The organism is Brassicibacter thermophilus (genome assembly GCF_055378355.1).
Genome location: NZ_AP042446.1, coordinates 824709 through 849629, shown reverse-complemented (window position 1 = coordinate 849629; position 24921 = coordinate 824709). Strand labels below are relative to the sequence as shown.

Sequence of the window (24921 nt, the reverse complement as noted above, 5' to 3'; positions counted from 1 at the left end):
TCATAAATATTATAGATATTGTGCATAATATACCAATTACAAAGGAGAATGCTAAATGATATGTATTAATAACATGATATCTGAAAGATTAGGTGGTACTAATTATCATACCTTGAAAAAAAATTACAAATTTTCCCTGATAAAAAAGGCAAAAGAAGAAGCAAAGAAAAAAAACTCTCATATACCTATAATTGATATGGGAATAGGGGAGCCAGATTCACCAGCAAATAATGATATCGTAAATATACTCAATATGGAAGCCGGTAAAGTTGAAAATAGATTATATGCAGATAATGGAATACTTGAATTTCAAGAAGCTGCTAAATCATATTTAGAAAAAGTATATGGTTTAAAAGGACTTGACCCTCAAAAAAACATATTACATGGTATAGGAGCAAAATCCATCTTATCTATACTTCCTCTATGTTTTATAAATCCAGGAGATACAGTTATAACAACAGTACCAGGATATCCAGTATTAGCAACCTGTGCAAAATATTTAGGTGGCAATGTTTACTGTTCTCCTCTACTTAAAGAAAACAACTATTATCCTAATTTGTCCTCTATTCCTAAAAATATTTTAGACAACACAAAACTCTTATATATAAACTATCCAAATAATCCAACAGGCCAAATAGCTACTACAGAATTTTATGAAAGAGTAGTAGAATTTGCCTGTGAAAATGAAATTATTGTAATTAATGACGCCGCCTATGCTCCTTTAGTATATGATGGTAAAAAACCATTGAGTTTTCTTTCAGTAGATGGAGCAATAAATGTTGGAGTAGAAGTACATTCTTTGTCAAAGGCTTTTAATATGACAGGTTGGAGACTAGGATTTATAGTAGGAAATGAAAAAATAATTGAATTATACGGAAACGTAAAATCTAATATAGACTCAGGACAATTTAGAGCAATACAAAAAGCTGGTGTATACGCATTGAATCACCCTGAAATATCTGAAAATATCGCAAAAAAATATTCAAGGAGATTTGACTTGCTTATAAAAGCACTTAGAGAAGTTGGTTTTGATGTAGATAAACCTAAGGGGACATTTTATTGTTATGCACCTATTCCTAAGGGAACCAAAACTGGAATTGTTTTTAATACAGCAGAAGAAGCCTCTCAATATATTATTTCAAATGCGCTAATTTCTACAGTTCCTTGGGACGACGCAGGGTCATATTTAAGATTTTCAGTAACATTTGAAGCAAAAAATCTAGAAGAAGAGAAAAAAATAATAGAGGAATTAAAAAACAGATTAAAAAAGTTACAATTGGTATTTTAAAGGGCAGTAAATTTACTGCCCTATCTTATATAATCATATCATTATAAATCTTAATTTCTTTGCCTTTGCAATGCTTGGTTTCGATTATTTTTCTAGGCCTAATATTTACAATCTTTGCAGGTATTCCAACTGCTGTGGAATCAGCTAATGTGTCCTTAAGAACTACCGCATTAGCTCCTATCTTGCTACCAGAAGCTATATATATAGGACCTAATACCTTTGCTCCTGCACCAATTATAACATTATCTCCTATAGTAGGATGTCTTTTACCCTTATCTTTACCAGTTCCTCCAAGAGTCACTCCCTGATAAAGAGTCACATTATCTCCCAAAACAGTTGTTTCACCAATTACAACACCCATACCATGATCAATAAATAATCCCTTACCAATCTGTGCACCAGGATGGATTTCTATTCCAGTAAAAAATCTCGATATCTGGGATATAAGTCTAGCAAGGAAAAATAGCTTTTTATTGTATAAAAAATGAGAAATCCTATGAGCAATAATAGCGTGTATACATGGATATAAAAGTAATACTTCTAGCCAGTTTCTTGCAGCAGGATCTTTTTCCATTATATTCTTAATATCATACTTCAGATTTTTAAACAATTAAATCCCCCCTGTCTTTAGTCAAAAATACCTGTAGACAAATATCTTTCGCCACCATCTGGAGCAACTGTCACTATCTTTGCATTATTGTTTAATGTCTTTGCGATTTTTAATGAAGCAGCTATATTAGCTCCAGAAGAAATACCAATTAGAACTCCTTCTTTTAATGCTACCATTTTAGTAGTCTCATATGCCTCATCATCCGTAATTGTAATAACATCATCTACTACATCAAAATTGTATATTTCTGGTATGAACCCAGCACCAATACCTTGTATTTTATGTGAACCTGGCTCATCACCCGATAAAACCGCTGAATTTTTGGGTTCTACAGCAATAACTTTTATCTTTTTATTATACTCTTTTAACCTTTTGCCTACTCCTGAAATTGTCCCACCAGTACCAACTCCAGCTACAAATACATCTACATCTTTTACGGATTTCAGAATTTCATCTGCTGTAGTATAATAATGTTTACTTGGGTTTGCTTTGTTAATAAATTGTTGAGGCATAAAATATCCTTCTTTACTGTTAACTAGCTCTTTAGCTTTATTTATTGCTCCTGTCATACCTTTTGACCCACTAGTAAGAATGACCTCTGCACCAAACGCCTTTATTAATTTTCTTCTTTCTGCACTCATGTTTTCAGGCATTACTATAATAACCTTATAGCCTTTCATTTTCCCAATCATAGCTAAAGCAATTCCTGTATTTCCACTAGTAGGCTCTACAATTGTACTTCCTTTTTTTAATAAGCCTTTATTCTCCGCTTCTTCTATCATCCCTAATGCTGCTCTGTCCTTTATACTACCACCTGGATTATATTTTTCTAATTTAACATATACCTTAGCCATATTTTCATCTATTAAGTTATTCAACTTTAAAATTGGCGTATTACCAATCATATCTATTACATTTTCATATATCATATTTTTACCTCCTCATAACCTGATTATATATTTTTAACAAATAAAAAACTCCATCCCTATTTAGAGACGAAGTATACTCCGCGGTTCCACTCTAATTGATATAGATACCCACTCTTCAAGCACGGCGTCATGCTCTATCTCTATAACGGGAGAAACCCGGTGCAGCCTACTTATGTTCGGTGCACTACTCCAAAGGGCACTTCGCATAAAGATCATATGGAAATCTCTCAGCTATAGATCTCCTCTCTGTAATACTTTCTTTACACTACTTTCCTTTTTCAAAGTATTTCCTACTAATTTAGTATGAATTATTTATTTAATATTATATTCATTGATTAATAATATGTCAATACTTTTTTAATGCTAAAATTGTGAGATTACATAGTAAAATATTGCAATTGTATCTTTGGCTTTATAGATATTTTTGTATTTTAAAGTTATCTACAAGCACAGGCCAATTCTGAGGAGATTCAATATTTAGTTCCCAATAACTAATACCTCTAAGCATATATTCCTTAACTAAATTGTATTTTGCTTGATAACTTCTCGCATCCTCAAACCAAACTTCATGTTCGTTTCCATTCTGATCTGTATAATAGTAATATGGAGTTTGATATAAATCATCATAATATATCTGAGATCTGTGTTCTATAGCCCTTCTTAAAGCTTCTTTAGGTGTAATAGTAGCTGCAATTGTTTTACCTCTAACATATGGTAGTTTCCAATCTCTTCCATATAGCGGTATACCCATAAATATTTTCCATCTAGGTATAACTGTAATAGCATAGTCTAAAACTTTTCTTACTTCGTTAGCTGGGGCTACTGCTAAAGGTGGTCCTCCTGGCCACCCCCACTCATAAGTCATCAATACTACAAAATCCGACAATTGGCCGTGAACAAGGTAATCATGTGCTTTATATAACAATCCCTTCTGTTCTGCATTAATTTTAGGTGCAAGTGCTGTAGATACTATATATCCATTAGCATGCATTACTTCTACTATTCTATGTAAAAACTGATTGTATAATTCACTATCATAAGGAAAAACATATTCAAAATCTATATTTATTCCCCTAAAACCCTTTTGTCTCATTGTACTAAGAATATTTATAAATAATCTTTCCTGTATCTCAATGCTAGAAAGAATTGAATGAACTAAATTAGAATTAAAGCCATCTTCATCAAAATTTGTTATAGTCATTAACGGTAAAATACTAGATTTAAGAGATATTTGTACTTCAGAATCATCTTCTAAAGGTATTATACCTCCATCTTCTTGTATTCTATAGCTAAACATACTGATATAAGTTAAATACTCTTTAGTCTGTTCAATAATTTCTGTCTTATCTATTTCATTAATGGTTAAATATCCATTTACTAGAATATTAGGTTTTGGAATATGTATTTCTTGGCCCACAAAAATCATATTAGGATTAATGATCCTGTTTTCAATCATTAATGCTTCAACAGTAACTCCGTATCTTTGAGCAATATACCAAAGAGTTTCTCTAGGACGAACTATGTGAATATTATTATTTACAGGAATTATTAAAGCCTGCCCTACCATTAGTAATTCAGGATTTTCTAATTCATTTATATCAATTATTTGATTCATAGTTACTCCGTAGTTATTTGAAATGCTCCAAAGCGTCTCTCCTCTTTTCACTACATGTATTAACATAAATAAACACCCCACAGAATATAATTATTATATATATTATATTCTAGTGGAGTGCTATTTGTTCCCCTTTTTTGGCGCGCCCTGAGGGACTCGAACCCCCGACCAACTGATTCGAAGTCAGCGACTCTATCCAACTGAGCTAAGGGCGCACATATTAATAAAGTTGACTTTTTAGTCAACTTATTTGTTGGAGCGGAAGACGAGATTCGAACTCGCGACCCTCGCCTTGGCAAGGCGATGCTCTACCACTGAGCCACTTCCGCATATTCAATATATTATAGTGGTGCGGGAAAGAGGACTTGAACCCCCACGCCAAAGGCACTAGATCCTAAGTCTAGCGCGTCTGCCAATTCCGCCATTCCCGCATGATAAATAAAACATAAAAGTGGGGTGGATAAAGGGACTCGAACCCTTGGCCTCTAGAGCCACAATCTAGCGCTCTAACCAACTGAGCTATACCCACCATATTTTGGTGCACCTAGGAGGATTCGAACCCCCGGCACACGGATTAGAAGTCCGTTGCTCTATCCAACTGAGCTATAGGTGCAAAAGTTTATTGGAGCGGGTGAAGGGAATCGAACCCTCGCAACTGGCTTGGGAAGCCAGGGCTCTACCACTGAGCTACACCCGCAATACTAACTAACAATATAGAATTATAGCAAAAAGAAATAACGTTGTCAATAATATTTTCTACATCTAAACAAATAATCTAATGTGCCGTTATTTCACCTCTACATGTTTAGCACTTATCTTTTTTCCTATTTCTACTATACAAAAAGTTTTACATGCTCCACAGCGAGGCATAGTAGGACTTCCAGGATTTAAAAAAAATATATCATCATAATGTGTAGACATAGGAATATGAGTATGACCAAAAAACACTGCGTTTACGTCTAATTCTTTTGCTCTATAATATAATCTCTCAAGACCAAATTTTATACCATATTCATCTCCATGAGTTAAAAATATTTTAAAATTATTAATTTCTAAAATATTTTCCTTTGGATATAACTTACTTTTCTCCTTAAAAGCATCACAATTTCCCCTCACTACAGTAACAGGTAAGTCTATCATTTCAGAAATTTTTAACGAATCTTCTGCATAATCACCAAGATGAACAATTGACTCTACTTTTTCTATCTTTTTTAAAGCTTTAACAACTCCATATATATATCCATGAGTATCACTTATAACTGCTATCTTCACTATCTATCATCCTTTGCTATCCTATCGAGTTCATTTTTTAAATTTTTAAGTGCATTTGCCCTATGGCTTATCTTATTTTTTATTTCCTCACCTAATTCTGCAAAAGTTTTATCATATCCGTCAACAATAAACAATGGATCATATCCAAAACCGTTGTTTCCCCTTGGCTCAAAAGCAATCTTACCTTTACATTCTCCTTCAACTGTTCTAATACTTTTATCTTCCAGAACTATAGCCATAACAGTCTTAAATTTTGCATTTCTATCTTCCATAGAAATACCTTTAAGTTTTTTTAAAAGCTTTTTATTGTTATCCTCATATGTTGCATTTTCACCAGCATACCTAGCTGAATACACTCCTGGTTCTCCATTAAGTTTTTCAACAAATAATCCTGTATCATCTGCTATTATTATTCCATCAACCTTTCTCGATATCTCTACTGCCTTTTTAATAGCATTCTCCTCTAAAGTATTCCCATCCTCTATTACCTCAAAATCTTGAAGTCCAACATCATCTTTGGAAATAATCTCAAAGTCCATATCTTTCAAAATATCTTTTATTTCTTGTATCTTATGTTTATTTCCACTTGCTAAAATTATTCTTTTCTTGTTCATCCTTATTCTCCTCTTTTCCTGGTATTTTCCCGACTAAATTAGATATATCTCCTAATACATCTTTTTGTTTTTGTATAAGCAAATTATTTCCTTTAGTACCCAACTTTAAAAGCTCATTTAAGTCATCCATAGAAAATGGAGATTTTTCACCAGTACCTTGAATCTCTATAAATTCTCCTTTATTAGTCATGACAAGATTCATATCAACCTTTGCCTTAGAATCCTCTTCATAGCATAAGTCAAGCACTCTATTATCATTTACTATCCCTACGCTTATAGCTGAAACAAAACTTGAGACTGGTATATAAGGTATCTCCTTATCACAATACATTTTATACAATGCATCTACCAAAGCTACAAATCCTCCAGTTATTGATGCTGTTCTCGTTCCCCCATCTGCTTGAATTACATCACAATCAATCCATACCGTCCTTTCACCAAGTTTAGACATGTCTACTACAGACCTTAATGCTCTTCCAATAAGTCTCTGAATTTCCTGTGATCTTCCTTCAATTCTTCCTCTACTTGACTCTCGTATTTTTCTAGATATAGTTGAACCTGGAAGCATTGAATACTCAGCTGTAATCCATCCATTTCCAGTTCCTTTTAGAAATGGTGGTACTCTATCATCGACCATCGCTGTACATATTACCTTTGTTTCTCCCATAGTTATAAGCACAGATCCTTGAGGGTGCTTTAAATAATTTCTCACTATTTCCACTTCTCTAATTTCGTCATTCTCTCTACCGTCAAATCTCTTCATTTTTATCGCTCCTGTTTCATTTTAATATTCTATTTTTCTATATAGTGTTACCTTTCTCCATATTTAATAATAACAAATCTAACTAAACTTTACTATAAGTATTATAAAAAATTTTTGAATAAAGAAAAACTACCGCATCAATCGGTAGTTTAATACTCATTTGCAAATACAGGCATGTAATCAGTATCTAATAAATCAAGCCCTGCCTCTTCTATTGTCTTACCATCTATTAATATTTCTACATCTTCAACATCGTCAAATTCTTTTACTGTAAGAGCTATATTTTTCGCAAGCTTATCAAAAACCACTTGTTCCGATATTATATCCTTAGATTCTAACAATAAATCAACGTATGCAACTCCATCACTAACTTTTGCTCCTTGTAAATATACACCTTGAGGAATATCTGTATACAATCCTGATAATTCAGGTGCTCCTTTAAATAACTCTTCCAATGCAGCCACAGCATTAGCTTGAGGTGCCAGAGTAGGAACAGTAACAGGCACATAATACTCATATTCACCATTGTCTGTCCCTTTGTAGTAAACCACTACATTTGACTCACCTTCACTATAATTATCAACCATGTTAATATTTTTTCTCTCTATAGGTTCTCTTACTCTAGTACCAAATTTGAGTTCATCAAGGATCTTACCTTCTACCATTAATTGTACTTTATTTATAGTGGGAAACTCTGTCAGTGTATATACAATCCCTTTTACAAGATTAATTTCTTCAGTATGTGTTTGATAATTCATAACTTCTTCAGTAAAATCTACCTTGCATATACCTTCCTCGCTAATTGCCATGCCATTTATTTCCGTTCCTGCAGGTATTAAAGGTAGTAATCCTATTGCACCTATATCCTCTCTCACAGTAGGACTATCAACTATGTTCCTAAGTGCTGCTTTTGCTATGCCTTCTTCCCATGGAATTTGTCTTTTTACGGGAACTAAATACCCATTCCCATTTTGATAATACAATACTGTGTCCCTCATGTTTGGATCACTAGTTATTTCGCCTTCATATTCATCTTCGTTACTTCTTATTACTTCAACTTCTTGTTTATCCTTTGCAAAAAAATTTTTCATTGTATCAATAGCTTGACAACCAGATAAGCTCACAACTATAACTAAAACTAAAGCGAATATAATGACTTTTTTATAAATCATTCGAGTATCCCCCCTGCTAATACTTATTTATAAATTATATTAAAGCAAAGAGAATACTATGATTATTTTAGCAAACTTTCTACTTCTTTTTAACAGTTGAAAAATAACCACCTTTTATCTGTTTAGTATTGCTAACTGTTATAAAGGCTTTACCATCTATATCTTCCAATATCCTATTTAATTCACCTAGCATTTTTCTCTTGAATGTTACGTTTAAAATACTTCTTTCTCCTTCCTTACCTTCCCCCTTAATTACTGTTACACCAAAACCATTTTCTCTTAATCTTTTAACTATCTCTGCTTCTTTTTCTTTACAGTTTGTTATAACTTGAGCGTTTAAATTTCCTAAAGCAATTTTCTCCTCTATAATAATTCCCACATAATTTCCACAAGCAAAACCTAATGCATATGCAAATAAGTTTCTAGGATCACTTAAGCCATTTACAACTTTTCCTAACGCTACAACATAAATAATTACTTCAAAAAAACCTATCATGGCTGCTTGAACCTTACGTCCCTGAACCACCATTAAAGTTCTTACTGTAGCCATGGAAACATCACATATTCTAGCACCAAAAATAAATAAATACCCTAAAAAAGCACTCATATTTAACCCCCCTAAGTGAATAAAAGACAAAAACTTTAAAGTTTTTGTCTTTATTTCATAATTTATTTTGAAAATACAACTTCTTCAAAATATCTTACTATACCTTTTGCTATTGCGTCAACCTCTTTTTTCTGATATTCTTCGCTGTTTAATTTTTGTTCTTCCTGTGGATTGCTTAAAAAGCCTAGTTCAACCAGTGCAGCAACCATTTTAGTTTCTCTTATAACAACAAATTCAGGTTTCTTAATTATTCCCTTATCTACAGCACCTAATTCTTTTAAAAGTTCCTCATGCAGCCTTTTTGAAAGTGGATAATTATCTTCTTCTTTTATTTCACTATTATATGCAGGACAATAATATACTTGGACTCCAGATGTATTTTTATTGTCATTATAATTATGATGAATGCTTACAAATAAATCTGCATCATTTTTATTAGCAATTCCAGCTCTTTCATATAATCCAATATAAGTATCATCATCTCTTGTCATTAATGTTTTAAATCCTAACTCTTGTAATTTTTCATTGAGTAAAAGTGCTACACGAAGATTTAAGTCTTTTTCGTATGCCTTAGTAGTAGGACTTGTAGCACCTGGATCTTTGCCTCCGTGGCCTGGATCAATAACTATTAATTTATCACTATATTTTTTAACTGTATCTAAAAATGTAATATAGATTTCATCGTCTTTGTTATTGGATTTTACATCATAAATTACATTGTTTTTAAATGAAATGGTTATTATCTTTTTTTCATCAGATTCTTTTATAAATATATTATCTATTAAATCATCCTTTACAACAAGCATACCTTCAGGTATATCTAAATATTTTCTATCTACTGCTATTTTCATTGATTTATTTAACTCATCATATTCTAAATCATAGCTAACTTTCTTTTCTAAATTTATTTTGATATAAGGACTGCCATCTTTATCTTTTTCATAACCTATATATTTAGATATTTCCTTTTCAATATATATAATCATGTCCCCATCTTGATTTCCAATGAATATATCAGGTTTTTCTGCATCATCGTATATATCAAGTACTATCCTAACAATTTTGTCATTTTCGTTGTATAGTGCATCAGGCTTAAACTGTGACATTCTTATGCCTTTTACTATATCACTATTTACAGTATAGCTGTATTTATCACTCATTAATTTTGAATTTAAAATATCCACTACTATCCTATCAGGATTATCTAATCTGAATACATTGTATTCATTTACATAAGTATTATCTACTACAATAGCGTCTTTTCCATTTATATTTTCTAACTTAATCCCATTTACTTTATTTATAAATGATATTTTTAGCCCACTTCCATCAGTAAATGGTTCGACATCATAATCATAATAATCTTCTAAATCAAAAACCAATCTTGTCACATCTGGTTCTTCAGAAAATTGTGATGCTCTTACTTTTTTAACTGGATATATATTTACATTCAATGAATATACACCTTTTGATTCTTCTAAAGAATTGTTTTTTATATCTAATTTTGTATTAGGTATATCTATCACTAGCCTATAAGGCTCTTCTAAATATATATCTTTGTGTGATACCAATCCAGTAGTCTTTACAATTATGCTAGCATATCTACTATCTTCACTTTCAACATACATATCCTCGATTTTCTGATGCTTAAAATTTATTGTGCCTGTCCAAGTTTCTGGGATCCAATCTACATCAAAATCTAAAGCCTCAGAAACGAAACGCAAAGGAACCATCGTCCTTGAATCATTAATTAGCTTTGCTGGTACATTATATGGTATTTGTTTCTTTTCTCCATTTATTATTGCAATAGAACTATCTATCTTAAGTACTATTTCTTTATCGACCGTCTTTATTGTCGCTTCTTTAGTTTCTTGATTCCATTCTACCTCCGCATTTAAGTAATTAGCAACAAACCTAATAGGTACTAATGTTCTTTCTTGATATAAAATAGAGGGTACATCAGATTCTATTGGTTTTCCATTTACGAGTATATTTATTTTTCGAACTTCTTGTTCTTTCCCATCTATTAATACTTTTGTAAATTCGTCATTTTCTTCTGCATAAGCAATTAGTGTTAAAAATAATACTGTTATAATTAGTATATAAATTACTAGTATCTTTTTCTTCATTTGCCTCCCCCTTATTTGCCAATTATTTTGACAAAATATATTGCTAACTATTTTATATCATTTGTTAATTATGAAATCAATAAAAAAGGAATTTTGTAATATTTATTTAATACTAAGATAATTTTCCCAGTTGCTTTATGACACCCTCTTACTGTCAAAAATTATAGTCTTAGGTTTAATATCTTATAACCTAAGTATAGTATAAAAGACAAACAAAAATTAAAACAGTGGCTTAAAAAAGCCACTGTTTTATTAACTAATATTAATGTTCTAAAATCTTAACCCACTTGTATTCACTATCAACACCAACTGGGAATCTAGCAATACCTTTTACATAACTTCTTTGAACAACATTTCTAGCTGGATGATAAATAGGATATATTGGTAAATCTCGTGCTAATAATTCTTCAGCTTTAAGCATAGCGTCTATTCTCTCATCGCCTTGTCCTTTTACAGCAATTTGTATAGCTTCATCATATTCAGGATTACTATAGTAAGCGTCATTGTTACCACCGTTAGTTACGAATAAATCCATAAATGTCATTGGGTCATTATAGTCTCCACCCCAACCAGCAAATGTAGTAGTATAGTCTTTCTTATTGTATCTGTCAAGACGAATAGCAAATGTTACAGGCTCTATTGTAACTTCTATTCCTAAGTTTTGTTTCCACATTTGTTGTATAGCTTGAGCATATCTTAAAGCTGTAGTAGACTCACCAGTTAAGAAAGTAGTATGTTCTTGTAACTGTTCTTTTGTAATTCCAAGTTCTTGTAACCCTTGTTCTAAAGCCTTCTTAGCTTCCTCTACATTAAAGTCTGGCATTGTTTTACCACGGTTTTCTGCAAACTCTTTACCATCTTTACCTGGTAGCAATGGAGGTGTTAAACCTTCTGCTACTAATGAACCATTTGCTAATACTTTATCAACAAATGTTTGCTTATCTATTGCTAAACTAAATGCTTTTCTTATATTGTAGTTGCTAAAATATTCATCTTCCATATTATATTGGATATACCAAGTTGTCGCATCTGCAAAACTCTTAAATTCATCTGTATCCTTATATTTTTCTAAGAATTCTGAAGGAACACCAATAACATCTAATTCACCACTGTCATAAAGGTTAACAATAGTATTATTTTCAGTTATCATACTTCCTTCAATTTTTTCAAGAGTAACATTATCTGCATCCCAGTAATTTGGATTCTTAACAAGGTTTAAGCTTCGTTCTTGAACCCATTCATCAATTATGAATGGTCCACTATATACCATCTTATCTGGTGCTGAAGCAAATTCTTCACCAAATTTTTCAACAGCTGCCTTTTGTGCTGGTATATAAGTGATGAATGAAGTTAAACTTAAGAAATATGGTGTTGGCCTTTCAAGCTCAACTTCAAGGGTTTTTTCGTCAATAGCTTTTACTCCTAATTGGTCTAAGTCAGTTATTTCTTTTTTGTTTATCTTTTCACCATTCTTAATGCAGTAGAATTGGTAAGCATATTCTGATGCAGTATTTGGATCAACTGCTCTTTTCCAAGCATATTCAAAATCTTCTGCAGTAATAGGAGTACCATCTGACCATTTTGCATCTCTTAACTTGAATGTGTATTTTAATCCATCTTCACTAATTTCCCAATCTTCTGCTAGACCTGAACCTTTAACAACAGATCCATCTGGTTGAAGTCTTACAAGCCCTTCATAAACTGCATTAATAATCCAGAAAGAAACTTGGTCTGTACTAGTTTGCGGATCAAGATCTGGTGGGTTTGAACCCCAGTTTAATCTAAGTACTTGTTCTGCTGCTAACTTTTCTTCGTCTGGAGTATTTTCATCTACATTGCCTTCATCACTACTACCTTCATCACTAGGAGTTTCACTTCCTTCATCAGCTGGTGGTGCTGGTTCATTGCTATCGCTAGAGCCACAACCTGATAAAGCTAATGAAAGTACCATAACAGCTACTAACATAAATATTAACCACTTACTCTTTTTCACTTAAATTTCCCCCTTCAACATAATTTTTTAATGTTTATAAAATATGTCTATAGAATAATAAGCTTATAAATTAAAGCTTATATTCACCTCCTTTAAAGAACATCATTTAAACCACTACTGTATATTTATATCATACACGTACTTATTATGAATGTTTTACACTATGTATATTCTACTCAATTTTATAAATTCCTCCATGATTCAAAAAATTTGTATGATTTTTAATAATCAATAATCAACTCATCTGTAAAAATATCTAATTTCTCAAATATTAAGCATTTATTAATAAAATGTATTAAAGATTTAATAATTTACTATTTAGTATAGATAATATTCATCAAATTGTCAAGTATAATCCGATTATAAGAATCGAAACAGTTTCGATTCTTATAATCAGATGCTATTTATAATAAGTGACAAGCTACAAAATGACCTGGTTTTATTTCTTTTAATTCAGGTTTTTGTTGACCGCATATTTCTTTAGCAAGACTACATCTTTCTTTAAATTTACATCCTGGAGGTGGATTAATAGGACTTGGCACGTCACCCTCTAGCATAATTCTATGCCTACTTCTTTCCACTTGTGGATCTGGTATAGGTACAGCAGATAGTAAAGCTTTAGTATATGGATGAAGAGGATTGTTGTATAACTCATTACTTTCAGTTATTTCAACTATAGCCCCCAAGTACATAACTGCTACTCTATCAGATATATGCTTAACCATGCTCAAATCATGAGCAATAAATAAATAAGTCAAGTTAAATTCATTTTGTAAATCCTCTAATAAATTCACTACCTGAGCCTGTATAGAAACATCAAGAGCAGATATAGGTTCATCACAAACAATAAATTTAGGTTCTATTGCTAAAGCTCTAGCAATACCTATACGTTGTCTTTGCCCTCCACTAAATTCGTGAGGAAATCTACTAGCATGCTCCCTGCTTAGTCCTACAAGCTCAAGAAGTTCATATATTCTCTTTTGCCTATCTTTACCTGTATACAAGCCATGTATATCTATACCTTCTCCAATTATATCTGTAACTGTCATTCTTGGATCAAGAGATGCATAAGGATCCTGAAAGATCATTTGTGCAGTTCTTGTAAATTGTTTCTTCTCTTCGGCATTAAACTGATTTACATTCATGCCGTCAAATATTATATCTCCACCAGTTGCTTCATAAAGCCCTATTATAGTTCTACCTGTAGTCGATTTTCCACAACCTGATTCTCCAACTAACCCTAAAGTTTCTCCTTCTTTTATGCTAAAACTAACATCATCAACAGCTTTTAACACTAATCCCTTACCTACATTAAAATATTTTTTTAAATTCCTTATCTCAACTAAAGTTTTTCTTTCATCCAACATAACTATCTCCTTCCCTCAATTACTGGATTGGTAACTTTTGGTGCCATTTCGTGCTGTAGCCAACAATATACCCTATGGCTATCAGATATATTGGTTTCTTCGGGATAGTGTTCTTTACATATTTTCATAGCATATTCACATCTTGCAGCAAAAGGACAGCCTTTTGGTGGAGCAAATAAATCAGGTGGAGTACCATCTATAGGAACTAATCTTTCCTTCACATCACTATCAAGTCTAGGAACAGATCTTAATAATCCCCATGTATATGGATGCTGGGCTTCATAAAATATCTCGTCAGCAGTACCACTCTCTATAATAACTCCTGCATACATAACTGCTATTCTTTCTGCTATATTGGCAACAACTCCTAAATCATGAGTAATAATTATAATAGCAGTATTAAGCTTTCGTTGAAGTTCTTTCATAAGATCGATGATTTGTGCTTGTATTGTAACATCTAAAGCTGTAGTAGGTTCATCAGCAATAAGCATCTTAGGATTACAAGCCAATGCTATAGCTATCATAGCACGTTGTCTCATACCACCGCTAAATTCATGTGGATATTGTTCTGCACGCTTTGCTGGATTTGGTAATCCAACTAACCTGAGCATTTCTACAGCTTTTTCTTTTGCTTCAGCTTTTTTCATATTTTGGTGTTTAATAAGTCCTTCCATAATCTGTTTTCCAACCTTCATAGTTGGATTAAGAGAAGTCATAGGATCTTGAAATATCATGCTTATTTCTTTTCCTCTTATCGATTCCATCTGTTTATCACTAAATTTTGTTAACTCTTTGCCATCAAATATTATACTTCCACCTTTAATTTTTCCAGGAGGCATCGGAATTAGCTGCATAATAGTCTGAGCTGTAACTGATTTACCACATCCAGATTCACCAACAATAGCTAATGTTTCACCTCTATCTAAATGAAAGCTTACTCCTCTAACAGCTTTAACCTCTCCTGCATATGTGTCAAAAGATACTTTTAAATCCTTCACATCTAGCAATCTTTTATCCATTTCCTTACCTCCTTATTGTCTCAATCTTGGGTCTAATGAATCTCTTAAGCCATCACCAAAAATATTAAATGCAAACATAGTAATACATATCAATAATGCTGGGAAAAATAACTGATATGGTTTGCTCAATAGCATCAATGTCCCTTCATTAGCAAGTGTTCCCCAACTAGCTCTAGGTGCAGGAATACCTAACCCAAGATAACTTAACATAGCTTCAGAAAATATAGCTGATGGGACTTGGAATGTAAGATTTATAATTATTGGTCCCATAGTATTAGGAATCAAATGCCTCAATATAATTCTAGAAGAATCGGCACCTAAAGTTTTCGCAGCTAAAACATATTCCATCTGCTTTAGTTGCAACACCTGACCTCTAACAAGCCTAGCCATACCACCCCATCCTGTTATTGATAGGGAAATAATTATTGTAAGAAGACCAGGCCCTATAACAAGCATTAATAATATAATCCATAGTAACTGTGGAATAGAATATATTATTTCAACAATACGCATCATTACTATATCAACAGAACCGCCTAAATATCCAGATATACCACCATAAATAACTCCTATAGTAACATTGATAAGTGTTGATACTAAAGCTATAAGAAGAGAAACTCTAGCGCCCATCCAACACCTAACATATATATCTCTACCTAAATTATCAGTACCAAACCAATGATTAGAATCAGGTTCAGCATTCATTGCACTATAATCCATGCCATCAAAAGTATGAGGGCTTGTATGTGGACCAATAATAGCCATCAGCACTATTATTACTAGTATTATCATAGCCCCTATAGCCATCTTATTTATTTTAAGTCTTCTCCAAGCGTCCTGCCAATAAGTCAGGCTTGGTCTTACTATTTCTTCAGCTTTATTTATATCTTTACCAATCACTTCAAACATATCATTTGTTAATTTCATATCTGCCATCAATCCACCCTCCTTATTCTAATCTTATTCTTGGGTCAACAATACCATAGAATAAATCAATTAAAAACATCATTACGATTAAAATAACTGCGTAAAATACAGTCGTACCCATGATAAGAGTATAATCATTTTGTTTTATACTCTGAACATAATACTTACCCATTCCAGGTATTGCGTATATATTCTCAACAACGAAAGAACCAACAACAATTCCTGCAATCAATACCCCTAATATTGTAACTATTGGAAGTATGGCATTCCTAATAGTATGCTTCCAAGTAACAGCCCTTTTTGACAATCCTTTTGCCTTTGCAGTCTTTATATAGTCTTGATTTAATACATCAAGCATACTTGTTCTCATCATTCTAGCTATATAAGCTATCATACCTAGTGCCAAAGCAGTAACTGGCAATACATAATGAGCAGGTGTCCCCCATTTTGCAACTGGGAACCACTGTAGCTTTGCACCAAACCAATATTGTAATAACGATGCAAAAACAAAACTAGGTACCGAAACACCTATGACAGCAAATATAATAACAAAATAATCAAAAAACTTACCTCTATTTAATCCTGCAATTATTCCAAATAATATTCCTAATGTAGCACCAAAGAATGTTGCCCAAAGTCCTAATTTTGCAGAAACTGGAAATGCAGTAAACAGCATTTCGTTTACTGTTCTAGTTTTATACTTCATAGAATTACCTAAATCACCTCTTAATAGATTTTTTAAGTAAATTCCATATTGAACTGTTAGTGGTTTATCTAAGCCATATTTATGCTTTAGATTTGCCATAATTTCAGGTGAAATTCTCTTTTGATCTGTAAATGGGTCACCAGGTATAGCATGCATTAAAAAAAATGTTATAGTTACAATAACCCAAATTGTAATTAATGCTATAATAGCTCTTTTTAAAGTATATCTTAACATATATACACCTCCGAAAAAATTATATAAGAATAAATGCCATAATATTTAATATTGTGAAATTCCCTCCTTTCATAAAAATCATAAAACTAATAAATCTGAAAAATGAGAATAATTATATACAAGGCTCCTTCTCTTTCTTTAGTTGTTTAAATTGCAAAGTAGAAAATAATAAATGAAAAGTGAAAATATAGAAAAGGAGTCACTTGAATGACAATTTATTACTATTGTAATTATCTGAAACTTTTCATTTTTCTATATATATCAATTTAATTTTACTCTACATTGTCACATAATTCAATAAACTTTATCTTAACGATACTGTCAAGTAAAAGTTGGCAAAATTATTATTTTTAAATTTAATCATCCAATTTTGCTGTTTTAATTATGTTTTTATGCCCGATAGGGCAAGAGTATTCTATTTATACTTTCTACAATTTTAAAAATAAATTTACATATACTTTACAATGATTTCAAAATTGTTATTCTATAATACTAGACTTATGATTATAGAATAACAATAAGTCTGAGAGCCCTATTTTTAGGTCTAATTCTATTTATTCATCAGTATTAATGCTCTATTATGTTGTATTTTTTTAGGCTTATATTAGAGCATAGGTATCGTATGTTAGCTTATTCTTTTAAGTTATATAATATATTAGATATTAAAAACTTAGGTTCATTTGACTTGCACATTTGCAACCTAACATGTCCTTTATGGCTTTTCTTCCGTTAGTTACTGAACATTGACTAAATGGCATGCTTGCTCTTTTGTGTTTGTATATCTTGCTTTTCTTTGGCTTTTTATTTACTTCTGCTGCTGTTAATCCTACTTTTTCTATTATTTCTTCAAGCTTTTCTTCTTTTATTTCTTTGTTCAGTAGTGATTTTATTGTTGTTGCTAATTCTTTGCTTGCTTTTTCTGCTAGTATCTTGGCTAAGTTACTGGCTCCTTGTATTGACCAACTTGTTTTATTCCCTTTCATCCTTTGTGCTAATATATCACATATGCTATGTTCCATTGTTCCTAGATTTCTATATTTAATTCCTTCTGGTGGTTGCGGCATATTTATGTCTGGGCGAAGTTTGTAGAGCACTATCCCTTCTTTGTTGTTTACTAGGTAATTATATAGTGCCTGTAATTTCTTCATTTTCTTTTGATTATCATTGTTTTCTATCATTAGTTTTGTTATCATTTCTAATCCTTCTTCTATGTTACCATTGCTTAGTTTCTTTATTATTTCTTTTGCCTTTTTCTTATCTTCTATGTTCTTAAGTACTGCTTGATTTCTATGAAATGGATCTAATTGAAAGTGTGAATTGTCTTCTTTTATAACTTCTTTTATCCAGTTTGCTCCATCTCCATTTACTATTTTTGTTTCTATTTCGTCAGTATTATATTGTTTCGCTATTTTGGCTTGTCTTAGTTTTCTAAATTCTTTACTACTTCCAAAGCTTGCATATGCTTTTTTGTTCTTTAGTACATATCTATCTTTTTTCTCATGCTTCTTCTCCCAGCCTTCATAAAAAATTCCTAATTTTAGTTCTTTTTTCTCTTTTCCCTTAGTCTTTTTATCTTTACCTTGGATATTTATCCACACTCCATCCATTTCTTCAAACAATATTTTTGTTTCTTTTTTGCCTTGTAATTTTTCTTCGTTGTTTAATTTTATTTCGTGTTTTTCTTTTTGTTTTAGTTGTTCTCCTAAGTTTTGTATTATGTTCCAAGCTGCTGAATGACTTATACTTTGGTTTGTCATTTCTGTTATTTTATTTGCTGTTTTTCTATATGATTCATCTGTTGCTAGATCTACTATTTTTTCTACTAGATTTGTAGATATATGTCCTATGGTTTCCATTTTTAAGTATTCATCTAAAAGGCATTTGTAACCTCTTTTACCCTCTTGTGTAGTATATTGATATATTCTACGTTTATATTCAATTTCGCCCATTATTGTTTTTATGGTAGTTTTCTTTAATCCTTTATTTCTATATTCTTCTTTATCTCTTTCTTTCATTAATTTATTATCTAATTTTTCTAATAGCTCTACGAGCATTTCACATGCCTGTCGGCATACAAGCTTATATATAATTTTCTCTAAGTTCTTGAAATTAATTTCTTTTTCATCTAAACTTATATTATACATGTAATCATCCCTTTTATAGTTTTCTTATTAATTACTATTATATTGGATGATTCATATATGTTAAAGGTGCTTTCGGGCATCTTTTTCATTTTTGTTGTTTTTGCCTACTAAAATTATACTCTAAGTATCTTAACAAAATATTAATATATTTTAACATTTTGTTCGTTTGAAAATTATGTTTTTATCGCTTTTTCACTTTATTATAATAAAGAATTCGATTTTTAGCAAGATAAAAATAGAAGCAATTAATTAATTGCTTCTATTTTTATAGCTTAATCTTGTATTTTTTTTCTTATCAAACTATTAACCATCTGTGGATTAGCTTTCCCTTTAGTAGCCTTCATCACTTGGCCTACTAAGAATCCTAAAGCTCTATCTTTACCATTTTTATAGTCTATAACCGATTGTTCATTTTCATTTAATATTTTTTCTACTATTTCATTTAATTTTCCTTCATCACTTATTTGTATAAGCCCTTTTTCTTTTACAATAGTATTTGGGTCTTTTCCTTCTTCAAACATACTTCTTAATACCTTTTTGCCTATATTATTACTTATTTTACCTTCTTTTATAAGTTTTAATAAATCTGCTAAATCTTTAGATGTAAATTTAAGTTGGCTTATTTCTAATCCTTCATCTTTAAGCCTTCTTAATACATCTCCCATTATCCAATTACTTACTTGCTTAGGATCATCATAATATTTTACTGTGTCTTCATAAAAATCAGCTAAATCTTTTGAAGAAGTAAGAATTTCAGCATCATACTTTGGCAAATCATATTGTGAAATAAATCTATCCCTTTTCGCATCAGGTAACTCTGGAAGACTAGATCTTATAGAATTTACCCAATCCTTTTCTATTTCCATCTCTACTATATCTGGTTCTGGAAAATATCTATAATCAGATACTGATTCTTTTACTCTCATTACTACAGTTTCATTTAAAGCGTCATCCCACCTTCTTGTCTCTCTTCTCGTATCTTTTCCTTCCTTAAGCAAGCTAATATGCCTCTTTTCCTCGAATTCCATTGCTTTTACTGCAGCTTTAAATGAATTTAAGTTTTTTAATTCAGTAATAGTTGTTCTTTTCCCTGTATCTTCATCAACAACATTTATATTCACATCACATCTAAGAGAACCCTCTTCCATTTTACAGTCAGAAACTTCAATATAGTTTAGAGTAGCTTTCAATTTTTCTAAGAAAAGCTTAGCTTCTTCTGGAGAATTTATATCAGGAGCTGTAACTATTTCTATCAAAGGAACTCCGCTTCTATTATAATCCAACAATGATGAACCGTCTCCAGAATGAATAGATTTACCTGTATCTTCTTCGATGTGGATTCTTATAAGATTTATCTTCTTTTTTCCGTTTTTTGTTTCTATCTCAATGTATCCTTTTTCACATAAAGGCATGTCATATTGAGATATCTGGTATCCTTTAACTAAATCTGGATAAAAATAATTTTTCCTATCCATTTTTGTCTTTTCAGCTATATGACAATTAAATGCTATACCTGCCTTTATACCATATTCAACTACCTTTTTATTGACAACAGGCAATGCCCCTGGAAGCCCTAAACAAACAGGGCAGCAGTGAGTATTTACATCTCCTCCAAACTCAGTTGTACAATTGCAAAATATTTTTGTTTTAGTCATAAGTTCAGAATGTATCTCTAATCCAATGATAGTCTTATAGCTCATATTATCTTACCTCCTCGTTAACTGATAGAGGACATTTTATTTCTTCATCTCTATTTTTCTCATAAGTATACCCTACTCTGAGGATTTTGTCCTCACTAAATCTATTACCTATAATTTGCATACCTACTGGCATCCCATCTATCAATCCGCATGGCATTGACATAGAAGCTATACCAGCAATATTAACAGATACAGTAAGTATGTCAGAAAGATACATAGATATAGGATCATCTTTCTTTTCCCCAATTTTAAAAGGTAATGTTGGAGTTGTAGGAGAAATAATCACATCATATTTTTCAAAAACTTTGTCAAAATCTTCTTTTATAAGAGTTCTAACTTTTTGAGCTTTTTTATAATAAGCATCATAATATCCTGAACTTAAAGCATAAGTTCCAAGCATTATTCTTCTCTTTACTTCTTCGCCAAAACCTTCACTTCTAGATTTAATATATAAATCCTCTAAAGAATCATAATTTTTTGCTCTATATCCATATCTTATGCCATCAAATCTCGCCAAATTTGAGCTAGCTTCACAAGGAGCTATAATATAGTAAGCTGCTAAAGCATATTCACTATGTGGTAAAGATACTTCTTCTACTACTGCACCTAGGTTTTCTAGTGTCTTTACTGCTTCATATACCTTATTTTTTATTTTATCATCTATTCTTTCATCAAAATATTCTTTAGGTAAAGCTATCTTCATTCCCTTCACATCGTTTACTAATGCATCTTTATAATTTACTTTTTCTCTCTTAACAGAAGTAGAATCCTTAGGATCATATCCAACTAAAGTATTTAATGCAATAGCACAATCTTCAACATCTTGACATAAAGGTCCAATTTGATCTAATGATGAAGCAAATGCAATAAGGCCATACCTGGAAACCAACCCATATGTAGGTTTAATACCAACCACTCCACAGAAGCTAGCTGGTTGTCTTATAGAACCTCCAGTAGATGAACCCAATGCTATAGGCGCTTGTTTAGCTGCAACAGCTGCTGCAGATCCACCGCTAGATCCTCCAGGTACCTTACTTAAATCCCATGGATTTTTAGTAGTCTTAAAAGCTGAATTTTCTGTAGATGAGCCCATAGCAAATTCATCCATATTGGTCTTACCTATGATTATCGCTCCTTCTTCCTTTAATCTTTCTATAACTGTTGCGTCGTATGGTGGAACGAAATTTTCTAACATTTTTGATGCACAAGTAGTTTTTACTCCATCAGTTACAATGTTATCCTTAATAGCAATAGGTATACCTGTAAGGTCACCTAAGTTTTCTCCTTTTTTTATCCTCTCGTCAGCTTTTTTTGCTTCTTCTAAAGCATTTTCTTTAGTAAGGGTAATAAAGCTATCAACTTTATCCTCTAATTTTTCTATTCTTGAATAAAAATCATTTACTATTTCAACTGAAGTAATCTCACCATTTCTTAACTTATCCCTTAATTCATGGACAGTTAAATCTGTTAAATTCATTTATTTTCACCTCTCTCGTTTTGTAGCTTAACTTATGTTTATTCAATTACTTTAGGAAGCTTAAAATATCCATTTTCCTTATCGGGAGCATTTTTTAGAACTTTATCCCTACTCATACTCTCTTTAACTACATCATCTCTCATTACATTTTTTATAGAATTTACATGATATGTAGCTTCTACCCCTTCTGTATCTACCTCCTTAAGTTTTTCTACATAGTCTAATACAGAAGCAAATTTTCTTGTAAAATCTTCAATATCCTTCTCATTAAATTCAAGTCTTGAAAGATATGCAACATGCTTTACCTCTTCTTTTGATATAGCCATCTACAATCCTCCTTTTATTTATTTATAATTGTTAAAAATTCTTCTCCTGATATTATTGTAACCCCGAGTTTTTCTGCTTTTTCAGCCTTAGATCCAGGATTTTTTCCCACAATAACATAATCAGTTTTGCTACTTACAGTATTTGTAACCTTTCCTCCCATTTTTACCACAATATCTTTAGCTTCATTTCTGCTTATACCTTCTATAATTCCTGTTATAACTACAGTTTTCCCGCTAAAAATAGTATTTTTCTCAATATTTTTCTTTTCATAAACAGGTTTTACACCCTTATCTAATAATTTATTTATATTTGAAACAATTTTTTCATCTCCAAAAAATTCTATTATACTATCTGCAACTTTATCGCCAATATCTGGAATAGCAATTAATTGATCATAACTTGCCTTCATAATATTTTCTAAACTGTGAAATGTATCAGCCAAATCAGCAGCAGTTTTCTTTCCAACATTAGGTATTCCTAATGCAAAGATAAAAGAATCTAAAGTGCAATTTTTACTTTTTTCAATAGCATTTAAAAGATTTTCTGCTTTTTTCTTACCAAATCTATCAAGTTTTATCAAATCCTCAAACTTTAGTTCATATAATTCAGGTACATCCTCAAGTCCTAGTTCCTCAAATAGTTGTTCTGCTGTCTTTTCACTAAATCCTTCAATATTCATAGCATCTCTACTAGCAAAATGAACAAGCCTTGATACTAGTTGAGGTTTACACGATAATGAATTGGGACAAAAAATATGAACTCCTTCCTGAACTAATTCACTGCCACACGAAGGACAATGTTCGGGTTTTTTTATTTCGTTATAATTTTCACAATTATCATCCATTCTACCCATTATCTCTGGAATAACATCATTTGACCTTCTTATAAGAACCCTGCAACCAATAGCTACATTTTTTCTCTGAATATCATCCCAATTATTTAGTGTAGCTCTTTTTACTGTTACACCTCCTATATCAACTGGCTCTAAAATTGCAGTAGGAGTAACCTTTCCTGTCCTGCCAACATTCCACTCAACATCTATAAGTTTAGTAGTCATCTCCTCAGCTTTAAATTTATATGCTATGGCCCACCTTGGAAATTTTTGAGTATATCCTAATACTTCCCTAGTTTTCATGTCATTTATCTTAATAACCATTCCATCAGTCAATACGTCTAATTTTTTCCTTTCTTCCTTAACCTTTTCTATCTCATCAATTACATCATCAATTGTTTTAAACTTTTTGACATAATCATTTACAGCAAGTCTATTCTGCTTTAGAAAATCCAACATTTCCATATGAGTTTTAAAACTTTTTCCTTCAATATAACCTACATTATAAAAATAAGCTATGAGTTTTCTTTCTGCTGTAACCTTAGGATCTAGATTTCTTAATGCACCAGCTGCTGCATTTCTAGCATTTTTTAAAGGTTCAGCAGCTTTTTTATTGTATTCCTCAAGAACAGAAAGAGGCATAAGCCCTTCTCCTTGTATTTCAATAAGTCCATCAAATTTAATAGAAAGAGGTATACTTTTTATAGTCATAATCTGTGGCAATATCGCCTCTCCTATAACACCATTTCCCCTAGTAGCCCCTTGTATAAGCTTGCCATTTTTATATGTAAGATTTATAGTAAGACCATCAAATTTATACTCAACAACATATTCAGGTTCTGGTAGCTTTTCTTCATGATTTACATTGTATTGATCAATCAATCGTCTAACTCTTATATCCCAATTTCTAAGCTCCTGTATACTCTGACTCTTATCTAAACTCCATAGATTATTTAGATGCCTATGCTTTACAAATTTATCAAGTGGCTCTCCCCCTACTCTTTGAGTAGGAGAATTAGGTAAAATCGTTCCTGTCTCGCTTTCAAGTCTTTTTAATTCATCATAATACTCATCATATTCCTTGTCGCTTACCTTAGGATTATCTAATGTATAATAGTAATAATTCAACTCATCTATAATTTCAATAAGCTCTTTCATCCTTTTAATTTTATCCATACATTCACCTCCTACTATTA

20 protein-coding genes, 6 tRNA genes and 1 other annotated feature are annotated in these 24921 nt (G+C 31.6%); of the genes, 1 reads left to right on the top strand and 25 read right to left on the bottom strand.

The features are described 5' to 3' along the window. The first annotated feature begins 55 nt into the window (after positions 1-55). Entirely contained in the window at positions 56-1288 is a 1233-nt protein-coding gene (locus ACZ41D_RS04045; protein ID WP_464152648.1) for an LL-diaminopimelate aminotransferase, read from the top strand. A 25-nt stretch (positions 1289-1313) separates the two neighbouring features. On the opposite strand, the gene epsC is transcribed toward ACZ41D_RS04045, so the two are convergent. The 25 genes from epsC to ligA form a co-directional block, all read right to left on the bottom strand. Beyond that, positions 1314-1898: a serine O-acetyltransferase EpsC gene (epsC, locus tag ACZ41D_RS04040; RefSeq protein ID WP_464152647.1), complete on the bottom strand. Its 585-nt coding sequence runs from the start codon at positions 1896-1898 to the stop codon at positions 1314-1316. Between the two features lie 17 nt (positions 1899-1915). Next, a complete protein-coding gene (gene cysK, locus ACZ41D_RS04035; RefSeq protein WP_464152646.1) occupies positions 1916-2827 on the bottom strand; it encodes a cysteine synthase A in 912 nt (303 codons plus the stop codon). Positions 2828-2886: 59 nt separating this feature from the next. Next, positions 2887-3118 (bottom strand) — a binding site (T-box leader). Between the two features lie 121 nt (positions 3119-3239). Further along, positions 3240-4508: a glycoside hydrolase family 18 protein gene (locus ACZ41D_RS04030; RefSeq protein ID WP_464152645.1), complete on the bottom strand. Its 1269-nt coding sequence runs from the start codon at positions 4506-4508 to the stop codon at positions 3240-3242. Positions 4509-4580: 72 nt separating this feature from the next. Then, positions 4581-4657 (bottom strand) — tRNA-Arg (locus tag ACZ41D_RS04025). A 39-nt stretch (positions 4658-4696) separates the two neighbouring features. Next, positions 4697-4771: transfer RNA gene (locus tag ACZ41D_RS04020), tRNA-Gly, on the bottom strand. 18 nt (positions 4772-4789) lie between these two features. Then, positions 4790-4873: transfer RNA gene (locus ACZ41D_RS04015), tRNA-Leu, on the bottom strand. A gap of 21 nt (positions 4874-4894) precedes the next feature. Next, positions 4895-4971 (bottom strand) — tRNA-His (locus ACZ41D_RS04010). A 7-nt stretch (positions 4972-4978) separates the two neighbouring features. Further along, positions 4979-5055: transfer RNA gene (locus ACZ41D_RS04005), tRNA-Arg, on the bottom strand. A 10-nt stretch (positions 5056-5065) separates the two neighbouring features. Further along, positions 5066-5139 (bottom strand) — tRNA-Gly (locus tag ACZ41D_RS04000). An 89-nt stretch (positions 5140-5228) separates the two neighbouring features. Next, complete coding sequence (locus ACZ41D_RS03995; protein ID WP_464152644.1) at positions 5229-5714, bottom strand: metallophosphoesterase family protein; 486 nt, start codon at positions 5712-5714, stop codon at positions 5229-5231. Continuing rightward, positions 5714-6328, bottom strand: coding sequence for an XTP/dITP diphosphatase (locus ACZ41D_RS03990; protein WP_464152643.1), 615 nt, complete (start codon positions 6326-6328; stop codon positions 5714-5716). The genes ACZ41D_RS03995 and ACZ41D_RS03990 overlap by 1 nt, the downstream gene beginning before the upstream one ends. Further along, complete coding sequence (gene rph / locus ACZ41D_RS03985; RefSeq protein ID WP_464152642.1) at positions 6291-7091, bottom strand: ribonuclease PH; 801 nt, start codon at positions 7089-7091, stop codon at positions 6291-6293. The genes ACZ41D_RS03990 and rph overlap by 38 nt, the downstream gene beginning before the upstream one ends. Positions 7092-7240: 149 nt before the next feature. Continuing rightward, positions 7241-8263: a GerMN domain-containing protein gene (locus ACZ41D_RS03980; protein ID WP_464152641.1), complete on the bottom strand. Its 1023-nt coding sequence runs from the start codon at positions 8261-8263 to the stop codon at positions 7241-7243. Positions 8264-8342: 79 nt separating this feature from the next. Continuing rightward, on the bottom strand, positions 8343-8870 hold the full coding sequence (locus ACZ41D_RS03975) for a DUF2179 domain-containing protein (RefSeq protein WP_464152640.1): 528 nt from the start codon (positions 8868-8870) through the stop codon (positions 8343-8345). 62 nt (positions 8871-8932) lie between these two features. Beyond that, entirely contained in the window at positions 8933-10999 is a 2067-nt protein-coding gene (locus ACZ41D_RS03970; protein ID WP_464152639.1) for an N-acetylmuramoyl-L-alanine amidase, read from the bottom strand. Positions 11000-11261: 262 nt separating this feature from the next. After that, on the bottom strand, positions 11262-12992 hold the full coding sequence (locus tag ACZ41D_RS03965) for a peptide ABC transporter substrate-binding protein (RefSeq protein ID WP_464152638.1): 1731 nt from the start codon (positions 12990-12992) through the stop codon (positions 11262-11264). A 404-nt stretch (positions 12993-13396) separates the two neighbouring features. Next, entirely contained in the window at positions 13397-14356 is a 960-nt protein-coding gene (locus ACZ41D_RS03960) for an ABC transporter ATP-binding protein (RefSeq protein ID WP_464152637.1), read from the bottom strand. A gap of 5 nt (positions 14357-14361) precedes the next feature. Further along, positions 14362-15378: an ABC transporter ATP-binding protein gene (locus tag ACZ41D_RS03955; RefSeq protein WP_464152636.1), complete on the bottom strand. Its 1017-nt coding sequence runs from the start codon at positions 15376-15378 to the stop codon at positions 14362-14364. A gap of 12 nt (positions 15379-15390) precedes the next feature. Continuing rightward, positions 15391-16314, bottom strand: coding sequence for an ABC transporter permease (locus ACZ41D_RS03950; RefSeq protein ID WP_464152635.1), 924 nt, complete (start codon positions 16312-16314; stop codon positions 15391-15393). A 13-nt stretch (positions 16315-16327) separates the two neighbouring features. Then, a complete protein-coding gene (locus ACZ41D_RS03945; protein WP_464152634.1) occupies positions 16328-17245 on the bottom strand; it encodes an ABC transporter permease in 918 nt (305 codons plus the stop codon). Between the two features lie 662 nt (positions 17246-17907). Beyond that, the gene (locus ACZ41D_RS03940) at positions 17908-19389 is read right to left on the bottom strand and encodes an ISLre2 family transposase (RefSeq protein ID WP_464150702.1); all 1482 of its coding nucleotides are present in this window, start codon (positions 19387-19389) and stop codon (positions 17908-17910) included. Positions 19390-19661: 272 nt separating this feature from the next. Then, the gene (gene gatB / locus ACZ41D_RS03935) at positions 19662-21089 is read right to left on the bottom strand and encodes an Asp-tRNA(Asn)/Glu-tRNA(Gln) amidotransferase subunit GatB (RefSeq protein ID WP_464152633.1); all 1428 of its coding nucleotides are present in this window, start codon (positions 21087-21089) and stop codon (positions 19662-19664) included. 1 nt (position 21090) lies between these two features. After that, positions 21091-22566 carry an Asp-tRNA(Asn)/Glu-tRNA(Gln) amidotransferase subunit GatA gene (gatA, locus tag ACZ41D_RS03930; protein WP_464152632.1) on the bottom strand — a complete coding sequence of 492 codons (1476 nt, stop codon included), beginning with the start codon at positions 22564-22566 and terminating at the stop codon, positions 21091-21093. A gap of 38 nt (positions 22567-22604) precedes the next feature. Then, on the bottom strand, positions 22605-22892 hold the full coding sequence (gatC, locus tag ACZ41D_RS03925; RefSeq protein WP_464152631.1) for an Asp-tRNA(Asn)/Glu-tRNA(Gln) amidotransferase subunit GatC: 288 nt from the start codon (positions 22890-22892) through the stop codon (positions 22605-22607). Between the two features lie 14 nt (positions 22893-22906). Further along, positions 22907-24901 (bottom strand): NAD-dependent DNA ligase LigA, encoded by a 1995-nt coding sequence (gene ligA / locus ACZ41D_RS03920; RefSeq protein WP_464152630.1) that lies wholly within the window; start codon positions 24899-24901, stop codon positions 22907-22909. Positions 24902-24921 lie beyond the last annotated feature (20 nt).

Excerpts from the sequence above, each read along its gene's own strand:
- ACZ41D_RS03975 (WP_464152640.1), bottom strand. The coding sequence starts at position 8,870 with ATGAGTGCTTTTTTAGGGTATTTATTTATTTTTGGTGCTAGAATATGT.
- ACZ41D_RS03970 (WP_464152639.1), bottom strand. The coding sequence starts at position 10,999 with ATGAAGAAAAAGATACTAGTAATTTATATACTAATTATAACAGTATTA.
- ACZ41D_RS03945 (WP_464152634.1), bottom strand. The coding sequence starts at position 17,245 with ATGTTAAGATATACTTTAAAAAGAGCTATTATAGCATTAATTACAATT.
- ACZ41D_RS03980 (WP_464152641.1), bottom strand. The coding sequence starts at position 8,263 with ATGATTTATAAAAAAGTCATTATATTCGCTTTAGTTTTAGTTATAGTT.
- ACZ41D_RS03955 (WP_464152636.1), bottom strand. The coding sequence starts at position 15,378 with ATGGATAAAAGATTGCTAGATGTGAAGGATTTAAAAGTATCTTTTGAC.
- gatB (WP_464152633.1), bottom strand. The coding sequence starts at position 21,089 with ATGAGCTATAAGACTATCATTGGATTAGAGATACATTCTGAACTTATG.
- ligA (WP_464152630.1), bottom strand. The coding sequence starts at position 24,901 with ATGGATAAAATTAAAAGGATGAAAGAGCTTATTGAAATTATAGATGAG.
- ACZ41D_RS03950 (WP_464152635.1), bottom strand. The coding sequence starts at position 16,314 with ATGGCAGATATGAAATTAACAAATGATATGTTTGAAGTGATTGGTAAA.
- ACZ41D_RS03940 (WP_464150702.1), bottom strand. The coding sequence starts at position 19,389 with ATGTATAATATAAGTTTAGATGAAAAAGAAATTAATTTCAAGAACTTA.
- ACZ41D_RS04030 (WP_464152645.1), bottom strand. The coding sequence starts at position 4,508 with ATGTTAATACATGTAGTGAAAAGAGGAGAGACGCTTTGGAGCATTTCA.
- gatC (WP_464152631.1), bottom strand. The coding sequence starts at position 22,892 with ATGGCTATATCAAAAGAAGAGGTAAAGCATGTTGCATATCTTTCAAGA.
- cysK (WP_464152646.1), bottom strand. The coding sequence starts at position 2,827 with ATGATATATGAAAATGTAATAGATATGATTGGTAATACGCCAATTTTA.
- ACZ41D_RS03990 (WP_464152643.1), bottom strand. The coding sequence starts at position 6,328 with ATGAACAAGAAAAGAATAATTTTAGCAAGTGGAAATAAACATAAGATA.
- rph (WP_464152642.1), bottom strand. The coding sequence starts at position 7,091 with ATGAAGAGATTTGACGGTAGAGAGAATGACGAAATTAGAGAAGTGGAA.
- gatA (WP_464152632.1), bottom strand. The coding sequence starts at position 22,566 with ATGAATTTAACAGATTTAACTGTCCATGAATTAAGGGATAAGTTAAGA.
- ACZ41D_RS04045 (WP_464152648.1), top strand. The coding sequence starts at position 56 with ATGATATGTATTAATAACATGATATCTGAAAGATTAGGTGGTACTAAT.